The sequence below is a fragment of the Micromonospora sp. MA102 genome, assembly GCF_025460765.1.
Lineage (GTDB): Bacteria > Actinomycetota > Actinomycetes > Mycobacteriales > Micromonosporaceae > Micromonospora > Micromonospora halotolerans.
The window spans coordinates 16,792-31,373 of record NZ_JAMWEG010000029.1 but is presented as its reverse complement, the minus strand read 5'-3'; the positions used below and the strand labels follow the sequence as shown (position 1 = coordinate 31,373).

General features: G+C 73.9%; 12 protein-coding genes and 1 pseudogene. 6 read left to right on the top strand and 7 right to left on the bottom strand.

What is annotated here, in order from left to right:
• Positions 1-279 precede the first annotated feature (279 nt).
• Positions 280-513: a hypothetical protein gene (locus NFX44_RS32305; protein WP_262287396.1), complete on the bottom strand. Its 234-nt coding sequence runs from the start codon at positions 511-513 to the stop codon at positions 280-282.
• A 122-nt stretch (positions 514-635) separates the two neighbouring features.
• On the opposite strand from NFX44_RS32305, the gene NFX44_RS33320 reads away from it, so the two are divergent.
• Entirely contained in the window at positions 636-854 is a 219-nt protein-coding gene (locus NFX44_RS33320) for a flavin reductase (protein WP_315974658.1), read from the top strand.
• Here the strand turns inward: NFX44_RS33320 and NFX44_RS32300 are convergent.
• Together NFX44_RS32300 and NFX44_RS32295 are read right to left on the bottom strand one after the other, a co-directional pair.
• Positions 818-1,111, bottom strand: a complete 294-nt coding sequence (locus NFX44_RS32300) for a hypothetical protein (RefSeq protein ID WP_262287395.1) — start codon at positions 1,109-1,111, stop codon at positions 818-820. The genes NFX44_RS33320 and NFX44_RS32300 overlap by 37 nt on opposite strands.
• Positions 1,112-1,144: 33 nt before the next feature.
• Complete coding sequence (locus tag NFX44_RS32295; protein WP_262287394.1) at positions 1,145-1,666, bottom strand: MarR family winged helix-turn-helix transcriptional regulator; 522 nt, start codon at positions 1,664-1,666, stop codon at positions 1,145-1,147.
• A gap of 85 nt (positions 1,667-1,751) precedes the next feature.
• On the opposite strand from NFX44_RS32295, the gene NFX44_RS32290 reads away from it, so the two are divergent.
• Both NFX44_RS32290 and NFX44_RS33405 read left to right on the top strand, forming a co-directional pair.
• Positions 1,752-2,342: an NADPH-dependent FMN reductase gene (locus NFX44_RS32290; RefSeq protein ID WP_262287393.1), complete on the top strand. Its 591-nt coding sequence runs from the start codon at positions 1,752-1,754 to the stop codon at positions 2,340-2,342.
• Between the two features lie 86 nt (positions 2,343-2,428).
• A pseudogene (locus NFX44_RS33405) lies at positions 2,429-2,545 on the top strand (hypothetical protein); the annotation flags it as partial.
• Between the two features lie 345 nt (positions 2,546-2,890).
• Here the strand turns inward: NFX44_RS33405 and NFX44_RS32280 are convergent.
• Positions 2,891-3,841 (bottom strand): zinc-dependent alcohol dehydrogenase family protein, encoded by a 951-nt coding sequence (locus tag NFX44_RS32280; RefSeq protein WP_262287391.1) that lies wholly within the window; start codon positions 3,839-3,841, stop codon positions 2,891-2,893.
• Positions 3,842-3,961: 120 nt separating this feature from the next.
• Between NFX44_RS32280 and NFX44_RS32275 the strand changes: the two genes are divergently transcribed.
• From NFX44_RS32275 to NFX44_RS32265, 3 genes are read left to right on the top strand one after another with little or no spacing between them, the layout of a single operon-like run.
• Positions 3,962-4,444 (top strand): NADPH-dependent FMN reductase, encoded by a 483-nt coding sequence (locus NFX44_RS32275; protein ID WP_262287390.1) that lies wholly within the window; start codon positions 3,962-3,964, stop codon positions 4,442-4,444.
• 41 nt (positions 4,445-4,485) lie between these two features.
• Positions 4,486-5,430, top strand: a complete 945-nt coding sequence (locus tag NFX44_RS32270) for a sigma-70 family RNA polymerase sigma factor (protein WP_262287389.1) — start codon at positions 4,486-4,488, stop codon at positions 5,428-5,430.
• 56 nt (positions 5,431-5,486) lie between these two features.
• Positions 5,487-6,044, top strand: coding sequence for a dihydrofolate reductase family protein (locus NFX44_RS32265; protein ID WP_262287388.1), 558 nt, complete (start codon positions 5,487-5,489; stop codon positions 6,042-6,044).
• 19 nt (positions 6,045-6,063) lie between these two features.
• Here the strand turns inward: NFX44_RS32265 and NFX44_RS32260 are convergent, their stop codons facing one another.
• From NFX44_RS32260 to NFX44_RS32250, 3 genes are read right to left on the bottom strand one after another with little or no spacing between them, the layout of a single operon-like run.
• Positions 6,064-7,002, bottom strand: coding sequence for an inositol-3-phosphate synthase (locus NFX44_RS32260; protein ID WP_262287387.1), 939 nt, complete (start codon positions 7,000-7,002; stop codon positions 6,064-6,066).
• 51 nt (positions 7,003-7,053) lie between these two features.
• Positions 7,054-11,508 (bottom strand): DUF4157 domain-containing protein, encoded by a 4,455-nt coding sequence (locus tag NFX44_RS32255; RefSeq protein ID WP_262287386.1) that lies wholly within the window; start codon positions 11,506-11,508, stop codon positions 7,054-7,056.
• On the bottom strand, positions 11,505-14,582 hold the full coding sequence (locus NFX44_RS32250; protein ID WP_262287385.1) for a DUF6519 domain-containing protein: 3,078 nt from the start codon (positions 14,580-14,582) through the stop codon (positions 11,505-11,507). The genes NFX44_RS32255 and NFX44_RS32250 overlap by 4 nt, the downstream gene beginning before the upstream one ends.

The window sequence follows — 14,582 nt, the reverse complement described above, 5'->3', positions numbered from 1 at the left end:
TACCGTCTCCCGACCACCGGCAGGGGCACGATCTGTCAATAGGACTGCCACGCGTCCTGCAACCGAGAGTGCTCACCCGCCAGCGGCTACCGAACCCGAGTCTGCCGCAACCGACCCGGTAGCTCTCGTTAGCAACCAGCCAAGACGGCGACGCGCAGGCAAGCCCAGCGAGAGACGCCAGTTCGAGCATGCGATCGTTCCCGAGTAGGCGATCGTTCCCGAACGAACGCGGACGATCCGCACAGAGCTCAGACGAAACTCCAGGGGCGGTGGGTTGGGCTATGCGGCAAGTGGGGTGAGGTCGGCTTGGTAGCCGAGGTCGTGTAGTTGGCGTAGCAGGCGGTGTTTGCGGGCCTCGGGGTTGTCTCGGTGGGTGTAGTAGTCGGCGCCGAGGTCGGTGTAGGTCTGGTTGTTGGCGAGCAGGTGCCAGACGATGACGAGAACAACAGCCGGCGGCGCGTGTCCTACGACGAGTACGTCCTGGCGGCGGCGCTGACCCTCGCACGCCGGCACCGGCCCGTCTGGTCATGGCAGCACTGGCGGCGCATCTGCCGTTGCGGGAGCGGCCTGCCATGCCGAAGCCGTCATCCCATCCCGATCAACCGCGGCCACTGGCCGAGCCAGGACGCGCCGCGATGACGGCACACCTCCCGGTGACACCGGCCTGGACCTGCGGCGGCTGCGGTACCGACTGGCCTTGTGAGACCCGGCGGCGGGAGCTGCGAGCGGCGTACGACCGCGCTCCCGTGTCGCTGGCCCTCTACTTGGCCGCCCAACTCGTCGACGCCGCCCAGGACCTGGCACACGTCCCCGCCGGTCACCTGCACCGCCGGTTCCTCGGCGGGACCCGATAAGCGTCCTGCGACCCGGCGACGAGAAGTTCCACTACGACGGCTCCCACAGGTGGATCCCGCCGGACCCGGACTATGACCAGGAGGTCTGGGACGAGCAGGTCCGCCAGCACAAGCAAGGCCACCTCAAGAACGAGCGACCGAAGGTCCGCATCCAGCGCCTGCTCTGACGCCAGCAGTACAGCAGCGAAGTACAGCAACCGTGCCAGCCGAACCGGACCGAGAAGCACGCCAGCAGCCCGGATCACCTCGTACCGCACCCGATCCGACCCGCTCGCCGGCAATCCATAGGTTCAGGGTTCGACTCCCTGGCGGCCCACCTGGCCCGCGCCGCGCGGGGCCGGGCCGCCGGTGCGGGAGATGCCGGTGAGTCCGGCGGCGTCGGCCACCCGCTCGGCGATGTCGGTGAGATGGGTCAGGTCGTCCCGGTCGAGCTGGTCGAACAGCACCCGGCGGACCGTCTCGACGTGCCCCGGCGCGGCGGTTGTGATCGCCGTTCGGCCGAGGTCGGTGAGGTGGACCATCGTGCCCCGCCGGTCGGTGGTGCTGTCGGACCGCGCGACCAGCCCGCGCTGTTCCATCCTCCGGAGCTGGTGGGCGATGCGGCTGCGGTCCCAGCCGATTCGGGCGGCCAGGTCCCGTACCCGCAGTGCTTCGCCGCTCTGGGACAGCGGGGCCAGGACGTCGTAGTCGGCGGGTGACAGGCCGGCCTCGGCGAGCTGACCGTCGATGGCCGCGTCGAGCGCGCGCCGCATGCGCAGGAAGGCCAGCCACAGGCGTTGTTCCTCGGGGTTCAGCCACCGCGGTTGGGTCATGCGTCACAGTCTACGGCGAATTGCTGACACGTCAGCATCGTGGGACTAGGTTGCTGATACGTCATCAACTTCGAGGAAGCGCGGCATGTCTACCCTGCAGATCATCATTGCCAGCACCCGGCCGGGCCGCCTCGGCCTGCCGGTCGCCGAGTGGATCAACACCGTAGCCGTCAAGCACGGCGGCTTCGACAAGGTGGAACTCGTCGACCTCGCCGAGTGGAACCTGCCGTTCATGGACGAGCCGAACCACCCGCGCCTGCGCCGCTACGTCCACCAGCACACCCGCGACTGGAGCGCCACGATCGACCGGGCCGACGCGTTCCTGATCGTCATGCCCGAGTACAACTTCGGCTACACGGCCCCGCTCAAGAACGCGATCGACTACCTCGCGCACGAGTGGGCGTACAAGCCGGTCGGCCTGGTCAGCTACGGCGGCGTCAGCGCCGGCACCCGCGCCGCACAAATGATCAAGCAGGTGCTGACCACGTTGAAGATGACCCCGATCCCCGAGGCCGTGCACATCCCGTTCGTCGCCCAGTTCATCGACGACGACGGCGCGCTGCGCCCCAACGAGACCATGGACGCCAGCGCCAAGGCCATGCTCGACGAGCTGGTGCACTGGACCGCCGCCCTCGCCCCGCTGCGGGACCGCGCCCGGCAACACGCCGCCGGATAATCTTGTTGGCGTCGGGGACGGTCCACACCCACCAGTCCTGGACATCAGCCAACTTCTGGTGGTTGCGCGGCAACGATCGCGACATCGTGGTCGACGCCGGGCTCGGTGTCGTCGCCTTGCGGGAGGCGATTCCGGGCATGTTCGAGCGCGATCCGATGGTCCTGCTCAGCCACGCGCACCTGGATCATGTCGGTGGGGCACCCGAGTTCGGCGACCGGGCCGCCCACCCCGCCGAGGCGGGGTGGGCGGGTGTGCCGGCGGGCCTGCACGGCGCGGAGCGGATACTGACCGTGCTGCACCTTCCCGGCCACACACCGGGAAGCATCGCCCTGCCCGAGGAGCGCACCGGGACCCGGTATTCCGGCGACGTCATCTACAACGGCGCCTTGATCGACAACCTGCCGAACTCCGACGTGGCCGCCTTCCAGCGAAGCATGGACTTCCTCGCGGACCTCGACGTGTCCGTCGTCCGTCCCGGCCACGGGCACAGCTTCGACAGGACACGCCTTCGCCAGTTGGCCGAGACCTACCTGCGCGGGAAAGCCCAGTCAGCTTCCGACGTCGACGACGACCTTGCCGGCCGCGGTGGCGCCGGCGACCACGTTGTGCGCGTCCGTCACCGTGTCGAGGGTGAATTGGCGCGCGTCGAGTCGTGGACGCAGTGCGCCTGCGTCGGCCAGCGCCGCAGCCTCACGCAGGATCTCGCCGTGGTGCTCGCGGCCCGCTCCGGTCAGCATGGGCAGCAGGGTGAACACCCCGGAGTACGTCGCGCCACGGAACGACAGCGGCGCGAGCGAGTGGGATCCCCAGCCCAGTGCGCTGACGACGTGCCCGCGGTATGTGCGCACCGCCGCGAACGACGCGTCGAGCGTGGCGCCACCCACGTTGTCGGCGACGATGTCGAAGCCCTGACCCGCCGTGTACCTTGCCACGTACTCGTCCACGCCGGTCGTGGTGTAGTCGATCGGCACCGCGCCCATCTCCTCGATCACCCGCATGCTCGACGGGGCGCCCGTCGCGTACACCTCGGCGCCCCGGGACCGGGCGAGTTGGATGGCCACGTGCCCGACACCGCCGGCGCCGCCCTGCACCAGCACCTTCTGCCCAGCGTGGACCCCGGCCCGGTCGATGAGCCCCTCCCACGAGGTGATCACGGCCAGCGGCAGCGCGGCCGCCTGACGCATGGAGAGCGTGCGCGGCTTGCGCGCCAGCAGCCGGGCATCCACGGCGGCGTACTCGGCCAGCGAGCCCTGCAGTTCACCGACGCCGCCGGTGAGCCCGTACACCTCGTCGCCCGGCTCGAAGCCGGTGACCCCGGGACCCACCGCGTCGACAACGCCGGCGAGGTCCAGACCGAGCACCGCCGGCGGTTGGACGCGGGCATGCGGAGCCGCCCCCGCCTGGATCTTGGTGTCCAGAGGGTTGACGCCACTGGCCACGACCCGCACCAGCACCTGACCGGCACCAGCGGTCGGCCGGTCGATCTCGTCGACCGTCAACGGAGCACCGAATTCCCGTAGTACCACGGCGCGCATAACTGTTCGCACTGTCTGTTCAACGATGCGGCTCGCGGGACGGCCCGGGCGCGGATACCGTCAAGCGCCGGGCACGCCCGTGGGGTGGAACTCGTCGACCTCGCCGAGTGGAACCTGCCGTTCATGGACGAGCCGAACCACCCGCGCCTGCGCCGCTACGTCCACCAGCACACCCGCGACTGGAGCGCCACGATCGACCGGGCCGACGCGTTCCTGATCGTCATGCCCGAGTACAACTTCGGCTACACGGCCCCGCTCAAGAACGCGATCGACTACCTCGCGCACGAGTGGGCGTACAAGCCGGTCGGCCTGGTCAGCTACGGCGGCGTCAGCGCCGGCACCCGCGCCGCACAAATGATCAAGCAGGTGCTGACCACGTTGAAGATGACCCCGATCCCCGAGGCCGTGCACATCCCGTTCGTCGCCCAGTTCATCGACGACGACGGCGCGCTGCGCCCCAACGAGACCATGGACGCCAGCGCCAAGGCCATGCTCGACGAGCTGGTGCACTGGACCGCCGCCCTCGCCCCGCTGCGGGACCGCGCCCGGCAGCAGGCCGCCGGATGACCGTTCTCGGCGGGTGACACCGGCTCTGCCAGGATGGGCGGGTGGAGTTCGAGACCTACCGGGGTGAGTTGATCGCCTACTGCTACCGGATGGTGGGCTCGTTCCACGAGGCCGAGGATCTGGTGCAGGAGACGATGCTGCGGGCCTGGAAGGCCCGCGACCGGTACGACGACGCCCGCGCGTCGGTTCGGACCTGGCTGTACCGCATCGCCACCAACGTGTGCCTGACCGCCCTGGAGGGACGTGCCCGGCGGCCGTTGCCGTCGGGGCTGGGCGCGCCCAGCCGCGACCCCGGCGCGCCGCTCATGCCGGCGCGGGACATCCCCTGGCTGCAGCCGTTTCCCGACGCGCGGGTCGACGTCGACGTCGACGTCCGGGCGGGGCTCCGGCTCGCGCTGGTGGCGGCAATGCAGACCCTGTCGGCCCGCCAGCGGGCCGTGCTGCTGCTGCGCGAGGTGCTGGAGTTCAGCGCCGCCGAGGTCGCCACGCAGCTGAGGAGCACGGTCCCGGCGATCAACAGCGCGCTGCAACGCGCCCGCGCCACCCTCGCCGAGGTCGGCGACGTGGACGAGGTCACCGAGCCGGACGACCCGCGGGTGCGGGCGGTGATCGACCGGTACGTCCGCGCGTTCGAGGCGGCGGACGTACCGGCGCTCGTGCGGCTGCTGACCGATGACGCCGTCCTGGAGATGCCGCCGGTGCCGTTGTGGTACGACGGCAGCCGCGACTACGGCCGGTTCATGGACCGGGTCTTCCGGATGCGCGGGACGGGCTGGGTGATGACCCGGCTCACCGCCAACGGGCAACCCGCGCTCGCCGCGTACGCGCCGCAGCCCGGCGGCGGGCACCAGTTGCACACGTTGCAGGTCCTCACGGTCGCCGGGGGTCTCGTCGCGCGCAACGTCGTGTTCGCCGACCCGGCCGCGCTCACCGCGTTCGACCTGCCCACGCTGATTTTTCCCGACGAGTTTCGCCCGTCGCGATGAGTCCGGCCGGCGCCGCCGGTAGGTACCGGTGAGTGTCGACCGAAGGGACTTCCGCCGTGAGCGTCATCGTCATCGAGTTCATCACCCTGGACGGGATCGTGTCCGATCCCGACGGCTCCGCGGCCACGCCGACCGGCGGCTGGGCATTCCGGTACGGCCCCGAGAGCGTCGCTGGAGACAAGTTCCGCCTCGGCCGCACGCTGGACGACGGGGTCCTGCTGCTGGGCCGCACCACCTGGCAGTTGTTCTCCCGGCTCTGGCCGGGACGCGACGACCCCTTCTCCGCCCGCATGAACGCGGTGCCCAAGCTGGTGGCCTCCCGTTCGCTGACCGACACCTCGGCCTGGGCGAACTCCCGCCTCGTCGACGGCGACCTCATCGACGCCGTGAAGCGGGAACAGCGGGACGTCATCGTCACCGGCAGCCTCAGCGTGGTGCGCGCGCTGCGGACCGAGGACCTGGTCGACGAGTACCGGCTGCTCACCTTCCCTGCCGTCCTGGGCACCGGCGAGCGCCTCTTCCCCGCCGGCGGCCCGCCGGCCGACCTGGAAACCGTCTCGGTCGAGCGGGTCGGCGCGGCGGTCCTCACCCGCTACGGCAGGGCCGTCCGGTGACGTCCCTCCCCTGCCGGTCTCAGATCGCCGTCCCCGGCGGAGACTTCAGCAGTGTCGCCACCTCGGGCAGGTAGCCGCCGCGACCCGAACGCAGAGCCGCGGCGGCCATGCGCACCAAGTCGATGTTGACGCCGGCCGCGCCGCTCGGGTCGTGCACCTTCAGCCGCACGTCCAGGCTCACCGCCGCACCGCCCCAGCCCTGCGCCTCGACGTTCAGGTGGGCGATCTTCTGGGAGCCCAGGTGCGGAAGGTAGCCGAGGGGAGCCATCGCGACCTTGTCGGATCCCACGGCGTTGGCCTTGGACTGCTGCTTGGTGTTGGGGTTCTCGACCAGGTTGCGGAAGTCCTCCGTGCCGCCCAGATTGACCTGGTAGGAGCTGACCAGGGTGAGGCCGCGCTCCTCCAGCAGGCGCAGCAGCGCGTGATGCACCACGGAGCTGCCGAACTGGCTGGCCAGGTCGTCGCCGAGCAGCGGCAGGCCGGCCGCCTCGAACCGTTCGAGCATGGACGGCTGCCGGGCCACCGCGTCCGACGTGGTGTTGACGAACGCCACCCCGGCCAGCAGCGCCGCCTCGGCGTAGGCGCGGGCGGTCTCCGGCCGGCCGCTCGGCGCGGAGTAGAGCAGCACCTCGGCGCCCTTCAGCGCCTGCGCCACCCTCTCGACCTCCGTCGCGTCCACGAGACCGCGCTGCACCGTCACGCCCGACGGCGGCAGGTCCGCGTCGAGCCGGAAGTTGTTGGGCGGCACGAAGATCGCCTCGTGCAGGTCCCGGCCCACCTTGCCCTCGGAGATGGCGAACGCCGCGACGACGTCCACGTCCCCGACGCCCAGTCCCGCCAGCTCGGCGCGGTGGACGCCGACCAGGCTGCCGGTGCGGCGGTAGAAGTTGAGGCCCTGCACCAGCGCCGAGGTGTTGTTGCCCACGCCGACGACCGCGACCTTCGCACTTTCGATCATGGCAGGAGGCTACCCGGACGGTCCCCTCCTCATGATCCGGTGGCAGCCGGGTCAGAAATCCACGATCTTCAGCAGGACGATCGCGTCCGGGTCGTTGCTGAGGATCCGCCGCGCGTGCTCCATCGCCCGGTCGCCGGGCGCCCGGTCGTACTCGATGTGGATCCGCCGGCCGTTCAAGGTCGCCTGCACGTCGGGGCGGTTGGTGCCGAGCCGGAAGCTGTCGCTGACGTCGACCTGGGTCTGGTTGATCCGGAAGTCGCTGGCGCCGGCCGCCTCCAGCAGCTCGATGTCGTGCCGTACGTCGATGTTCTGGACGCTGCTGCGTCCCACGCCACGGCTGGTGAACTGCCCGGACGCGTCGCGGATCGGGATCGCGGCGGGGGCCGCCCGGGACGGCACCGGCGCGCTGGTGGGCAGCGCGCTCTCGAAGTCGGCCCGGGTCATCGGGGTGGCGTCGCCAAGGATCGCCTCGGGCACCCCGGCCTCCCGGGCGACCGCGTGGCTCTCCGCCACGGCGAGGTCCGGACGCGGTCGGCCGGGGCCCTGATGGCCGGGCCCGAAGTGCTCGCCCGCCCCGGCGAGTTCGGCGTCCGCCTGGGCGGCCACACCGGTGCGCCCGCCGGCCCGCTCGGCCATCTCCTGCCGCACCCGGTCGGCCAACTGCGCGAAGCCCTCCGGGTCGGCCGCCGCCGCGCGTTCCAGTTCCTCCCGGCTGAGCCGCTGCCCGAGCCCCTCGGCCTCGGCCATCAGCCGGTCGATCTCCGCCGCGTGCGGGCTGCGCGCCCCGGGCAGGTGCGGCGCACCACCGGTGGTGTAGCGACCCAGCGAGGTGCGGCTGGCGATCATCTCGACCTCGTACACCCCGGGGCCGACCGGGGTGGCGGCGAACGTCTCGATCCAGCGGTACCGGCGCTTGAGCACCATCAGCGAGGCGAGCAGCACCGGCACCGGGCTGTCGACCGCGTCGTTGGCGGCCTCGATGGCCCGGGCCTCGGCCACGGCCTCCGGGTACTGGGCCGCCTTGGCCGCGTCATCGGCCAAGGTGGGGGTGCCCGGTTCGTCGGCGGCGCGGACCGCTCCCTCGCCCAGCTCGTCGGCCTCCCGGGTGGCCGCTCCCTCGGCACCTTCCCGGCCGGCCCGCGCCGTACCGGCCTCGGTGGCCTCGCGGGCGGCGCCCGCCTCGGCGGCTTCCCGGCCGGTGCGGGACGCGCCGGTCGCCGCGCCCTCCCGGGCCACGCCCGCCTCGACCGCCTCCCGGGCGGTGCGCGACGCGCCCGCCTCGGCGCCCTGCGCGGCCCGGCTCGCGGCGAGGGCCGCCTCGTCGCCCAGGCCGAGCATCCGCCCGGCCAGCCCCTCGACCCGTTCGAGGAGGCCGGCGGCGAAACGGAACCGGCTGAGGAAGCCGCGCGCCGCGCCGATGCCGCGCAGCAGCGGCCCCCGCAGCGGGCGCAGCGCCCGGCCCAGCACGCCGAGCAGCTCGCCGCCCAGGTCGAGGAAGCGCAGCAGGTAGACCAGCAGGGTGCGCAGCCCCGGCTCGACGGCCTTGAGGGCGGCGTAGTTGCCGGCGCTGAAGTAGATGATGGCGGCCTGGAGCAGCAGGAACCCGGCCACGAAGCCGATCTTCCGGCCCAGCTCGAAGTCGGGCAGCATGATGAATTCCAGCAGCGCGTCGGCGGCCCGGGCGCCGAGCGACTGGGCGCCGGCCACCATGGCCGCCCAGGCGTCACCGAGGAGCTGCGCGAGCCCGCCCACCGTGGCGCCCTCGCTCTGCACCTCGCCGCGCATGTCGGTTTCCAGCGTGGCGGGGTCCACATCGGTCTCCACCGCGCCGGCCGCCGCCTGCGCCAGGGCGCCGGCCGGCAGAGCCGCGACGATCTGCGCGTCCGTCGGTTCCCCGGGCACCACCGCCGGCTCCGCCGCCGCGGCGCCCACCCCGGAAGCCGCCGGCCCGGTGGCGGTCGGGCCGGCGGCGGTGGCGATGGGGCCGGCCGCCGCGGCGGGGGCCGACAGCGCGGCCGAGGTCGCCCCCGTGCCGGCGCCGGTCGCCGTGGCGGCCGACGCCGACACCGGCGGTCCGGCGGCGGTGACGGGTGCGAGGCCCGCCGCAGCGGGCGCTGCCGCCGGAGCGGCCGGGCTCAGCGTCGGTCCGGCACCGGGGGTCGGGCCGGCGGCGGCCGGCGGGCCCCGGACCAGGGGCAGACCCGGGGCGTACGACTGGACGACCCGGGCCACCGCCCGGGCGGCGGCCACCAGGAGCTGGGCCAGCATGAACAGCAGCCGGAACGGGTCGATGATGCCGTCGACAACGCCCTGCACGATGCCCCACGCCATGCCGGCCACGAAGGACAGTCCCCCGCCGGCGGCCAGGTTGGCGATCTTGTTGCTGGCATCGATGCGCTGCTGGTCGCCGATCCGCTCGCCGTACCGGAGCTGGGTGAGGAAGCCGACCACGCCCTCGCGTAGCAGCGCGCCGAGCGGGCCGAGGCCGGTGAGCAGGGTGGGCAGCGCGCCGATCGCCACGATCAGCAGGTCGAGCACGAAGTTGATCACGGGTGGCTTGAGGTCGTCGGGGCAGAGCAGCCAGATCACCGCGCCGATGACGACCGGCAGCATGAGCGGGTTGGCCACCACCACGGCCAGCCGGATCAGGAAGTCCAGGATGGGCTGGAAGATGGCGACCAGCGCGTCGAAGACGGCGTGCAGGGCCTCGGTAAGGCCGCTGAATCCGCCGCGCGCCCAGGCGGCCATCCGGGTGAACTGGTTGGCCACGCCGGTGAGCAGCGTGGACAGCGCGGTGAGGCAGGTGCTCGCGCCGAACGCGCCGAGTACGCCGCCCATCGCGGTGCCGACCTGCCCGGCCACGTCGGCGAGCCAGGCCGCCGCGGCGGCGAGGGTGCCCGCCGCGCCGGTGATCGCCCCGATCACGGTGGGCAGGATGCGCTCCTGGAGCACCTGCCGGGCGGCGACGAGGATCTCGCGGGTGTTCCAGTTCTCCCAGAGCCAGGTCAGGCCGTCCCACAGTGGTGGGAGGACCTGCGTGAGGACCACCACGGGGCCGAGCGGGGAGAGCAGGACCAGGATGCCGCCGACCACCATGAGCGGGGTACGGATCGGCGCGAGGGTGGCGCGCAGGGTCTCCCAGGCCGAGTTCGCGAGGTTGCCGAGCCAGCTGCGGGCGCCCTCGGTGCTGTCCCAGGCCAGCCCGAACTGGGTGCTGAGCCAGTCCCAGGCGTACGACGCGCCGGCCCGGATGGGCGCGGTGAGGTCCCAGAGCCAGCCGCCCAGCCGGGTGAACGACTCCCAGACCGCGCCGCCGGCCGCGCCGAGCAGGTCCAGCGCCGGGACTGCGAGGTGGTCCCAGAGGCCGGTGAACAGCTGGTTGACGGTGTCCGCGGCGGCCCGGAGGTTGCGGATGATCGGGCCGTCCCACTCCTGCAGGGCGGCCACCACGGGGCGCAGCAGGGCGCCGACGGTCGACCGGGCGGCGCCGCCGAGGCGGGCCTGGACGTCGCGGACGCCCTGGGCGAGCCCGGTGAAGGTCGACTCGATGGCGGACATCGGGTCGAGGTCGGCGAGGCCGGCGAGCAGCCGGCCGAGCAGCGCGTTGACGCCGGTGCAGAGCAGCTCCCGCAGCCGGACCAGCGCGCCGCCGCGGAGGAACTCCAGCAGGCCGGGCGCGAGCCGGTCGACGACCGCGGAGGCCGCCTCCAGGGCGGTCCCGGCGATCTCCCCGCCCACGTCGAGGGCGGTGTCGAGCGCGCCACGGCCCACGGCGGCGGCGTCGCTCGCGGTGTCGGAGACGAACCGGCCCACGGGGGTGTCGGCGAGCGCGAAGCACTGCACGCCGAGCGGCGCGGACCGGACCGGGGCGGCCGGTGGGCCGCGACCGGGATGCTCGGTGGCCGGGGCGGACGCGGGGCGGGCCTGCTGGCGGACGTGGGCCAGCTCGTGGGCGAGCACCAGGTCCCGGCCCGGCCCGGCCCCGGCGCCGAGGACCACGTGGTTGCCGTACGTGAAGGCGTGCGCCCGCCGCTCCCGGGCGGCGAGCTTCGCGGCGAGGCCGTCGTGCAGGCGCACCCCGGTCAGGTCCATGCCGAGCGCCGGCTCGTAGCGGGCGCGTTCGGCGCCGGTCAGCGGCCGGCCGGCGCCCAGCCGGGGGTCGGGCACGGTGGCGAGCCGGGCGGCCGGCCGGGCCGACCGGGCCGGGGCCGGCGGGGGCGTGGGTCGGGCGGCGGTGGCGCGGGCGGGTCGCGCGGCGGTGGCGTGGATGGGTCGGGCGGCGGTGGCGCGGGCGGGTCGGGCGGCGACGAGGCGGGCGGCCGTGGCGTGAGCGTCGTGTTCGGCGGCCGGGTCGGGCGGGGCGTGCACCGGAATGCGGGCGACGCTGTGGGTGCTGCGGGCCGGTCGGCTCGACCGCTCGGCCGGCCGCTCCCCCGCCGGGCGGGCGCGCTCGGGCTCGTCCCGCCCGGCCGACCGGGACGGCTGGGCCGCCTCCGCCACCCTCATCCGCTGACGTTCCCCTCGTCGCGCCACGACCCGGTGCCGTCGACCAGCGCCGGGCCGGTGGTGCAGACATTGTCGCGCGCCACCCACAGCGCGGGCGAGCCCGCCGGGCCGGGAACCACCCGGATGCCGAGCACTGTGCCGTCGAAGGTGTTCGCGGCGGCGACCGCGTGCGGGCCGAGCCGGCCGGCGCAGAGCAGGCCCTGGATCGGGTACCCGGGTTTGCCGTCGGCCAGGTCGACCACGTTGGACGAGACGTCGAGGCGGTGGCAGTCGCCGACGTACACGCCCTGGTGCAGGAAGGCGGTCGCGGCCCGTGCCGGCGGCGCTACCGTGTTGCCGGTGATCCACGCCCGGCGTACCGTCTCGCGCTGCTCGTCGGGGTCGCCCAGGGCGACGCTGATGCCGGTGAGCGCGCCCGCGACGGTGTTGTCGCGCACCCGGACGTCAGCGGCGGTGGTCCCGCCCACGGTGATGCCGGCGGTGGCCGTGGCCTCCGTGGCGAACTCCTCGGCGACCCGGCGCAGCCAGGCGGCGAACCGGGTCCGCTCGTCGAAGAACCGGGAGTCCGGGTTGTGCCGGACCAGGTCGTCGCGGACCACGCCCTGCAGTTCCTCGACGGTCCTGACCTCCTGGTCGCCGAGGTACGCGGTCCAGCCCTTCGAGTCGTCGATCTCGGAGCCGAACCGCAGGTTGCGGGTCTCCACGAGCGACGACCAGCCGCGCCGCAGGCCGAGCCCGTCCTCCCCGGCGAGCAGCGGGTGCACGGCCCGCCGGGCGATCCGCCGGGCGAAGCGGGGGTCGCTCAGCCAGTCGAGGAACCGCTTCTCCGGGTCGGCGCCCGGGTCGGCGGTGGCCAGCACGTCGCAGCCGGTCACGTCGGTGCGCCGGCTGTCCAGCACCAGCACGCCGGTCTGCGCGTGGCCCGTCTCGACCCGGCAGTCGCGGACCACGGCCCGCTCCACCGGCCGGCCGCCCTCGGTGTCGTCGCCGCGCACGGTGATCCCGCTCGCCACGGCGGCCGGGGCGTCGCCGATCTCGGCCTGGACCCGTTCGACGAGGACCAGGCCGGTGCGCCGCACGTCGAGTGCGCCGTTGCGCTGGTCGTTCTCGGCCGGCACGGCCGCCACGGCCAGGTCGCGGACCTGCACCTCGCCACAGTCGGTGAAGCGCAGCGCCGACTCGGCGGCGGAGACGATCCGGGTCGCGGAGCCGACCCCGGTGACCAGTACACAGGACACCCCGGAGAGCGCGGCCGGCTTGTCCAGCCTCCACTCCCCCGCGGTCAGGCAGAGCGCCAGCGCGGTGACGCCGGACAGGTCGGCGAACAGCTGCACCAGGTCGGTCTCGGGACGGACCACCAGGCAGACGGTGCCGCCCTCGTCGCGGCGGCCGGTGACCCGCACCTCGGCGTCGACCGGGGCGTCGGCGTCGTCGAGCCGGACCGCGGTGAGCACCCGGGTGGTCGGGCCGGTGCTGGGCAGCAGCCACCGCACGTCGATCTGGCCGCGGGCGTCGGTCTCGAGGATCACCTGGGCGGGGTCGGCGGCGGTGGGTACGCCGGTGGCCAGGTGCCCGTCGACGGCGGTGAACCGGACCCGGGCGTGGTGCACCGGGCGGCCGCCGTTGCGGACCACCACCCGCACCGGCTCGGGCAGCGGCTGGCCGGGCGGGGCCTGCTGCCCGTCGCCGCCGAGCAGGTCGAGGGTGACCAGGTCGGTCAGCGGCGGGGTGAGCCGGCGGCAGTCCTCGTCGAGCGCCCACCGGCCGGCGCCCCCGACGCTGCTGCGGCGCAGGATGCCGAGCACCGCGACGTGGTGCACGGGCCCCAGCGGCGGGCGGGCCAGGGCGTTGCCGAGGTCGTCGGTGGGCCAGTCGATGGTGCCGGAGAGGGCGCTGACGCCGTAGACGAGGCGGACCGTGCGGGCCGGGATGAGCCAGTGGTCGCCGATTCGGAAGTCACCGGCACCGAAGCGCACCTCGATGCCGGCGTCGTCCAGCTCGTCGGGGCTGGCGTTGGCGACCTGGGCCGGGCCGTCCCAGCGGCGGACGATCGGGGTGCGGCCGAGCGCCGCGAGGCTGGCCGGGGCGCCGGCGGCCCACGTCACGGGCAGAGCCGTCCCGTCCGGGGCCCCGGCGGTGGCCAGGTGGCCGGGCCGGCCGTGCAGCTCCCGGTCGGGGCTGGTCACCTCGACGAGGTCACCCTCCCGGAAGGACAGCTCCTCGTCCCGGCCGACCCGGTCCAGGCTCAGCTCGGCGTCCATCCCGGCCGCCGCGGCGGCCGCGGAGGGCGGGCCGATGGCGGTCAGCCGGGCCACCACGCTGCCGTTCTCCCGCGACCAGACGTAGCGGGCGGTGCCGTCGCCGGCCACGTCGTGCACCTGGACCCGGTAGAGCTGGTTCTCCAGCCGCCGGTAGCCGCCCGAGCCGCTGAGCCGGCACGGATCGGCGGTCGGGTCCACCTCGCGCAGCGCGGCGGTCATGGTCGGGGCGGTCCGGTCGCCCCACACCGGGTCGACCACGTCGGCGCAGGCCGTGCCGGCGGGCACCGGGACCAGCCGGACCTGCCAGACCGTCCGGGCCCGGGTGGTGGTGTCCGGGCCACCCAGGGCGGCCTCCCGTAGCCGGGGCGCCTGGTCGGCGGTGACGTGCTGGTCGGCGACGTCGAGCAGGACGGCGTACCGGCCGTCGGCGGCGGGCTCGGGCAGCCCGGGCAAGTCGCCGATCTTGGGCAGGTGGGGCTGGTCGGCGAGCTTGTGTCCGGCTCCGCCGCCGGCCGGCGCGGCGGCGTCGACAAGCACACCGTCCACGTAGTAGCGGCCGGGGGTGATCCGCAGGTCCGCCCACGCGGTCGCAGTGGGGCTGGCGCCGGCGGTGTCGACCACGGCGAAGCCGGCCCCGTCGAGGGGCCCGCCGGCCGCGCCGACGATGTCGCGGGTCCGCTCCTCGTCGTGCCAGGCGGTGATCTTCGTCTGCTCGTTCCACTCGGCGTCGAGCAGCATCCGGCCCTGCTGCAACAGCACCTGGCGGTAGCCGTCGCGCGGGTCGAACGTCCAGCGGGTGAAGTCTCCGTGCAC

Coding starts and splice junctions, on each gene's coding strand:
- NFX44_RS32260 (WP_262287387.1), bottom strand. CDS start 7,002: ATGATCGAAAGTGCGAAGGTCGCGGTCGTCGGCGTGGGCAACAACACC.
- NFX44_RS32255 (WP_262287386.1), bottom strand. CDS start 11,508: ATGAGGGTGGCGGAGGCGGCCCAGCCGTCCCGGTCGGCCGGGCGGGAC.
- NFX44_RS33320 (WP_315974658.1), top strand. CDS start 636: ATGACGGCACACCTCCCGGTGACACCGGCCTGGACCTGCGGCGGCTGC.
- NFX44_RS32290 (WP_262287393.1), top strand. CDS start 1,752: ATGTCTACCCTGCAGATCATCATTGCCAGCACCCGGCCGGGCCGCCTC.
- NFX44_RS32295 (WP_262287394.1), bottom strand. CDS start 1,666: ATGACCCAACCGCGGTGGCTGAACCCCGAGGAACAACGCCTGTGGCTG.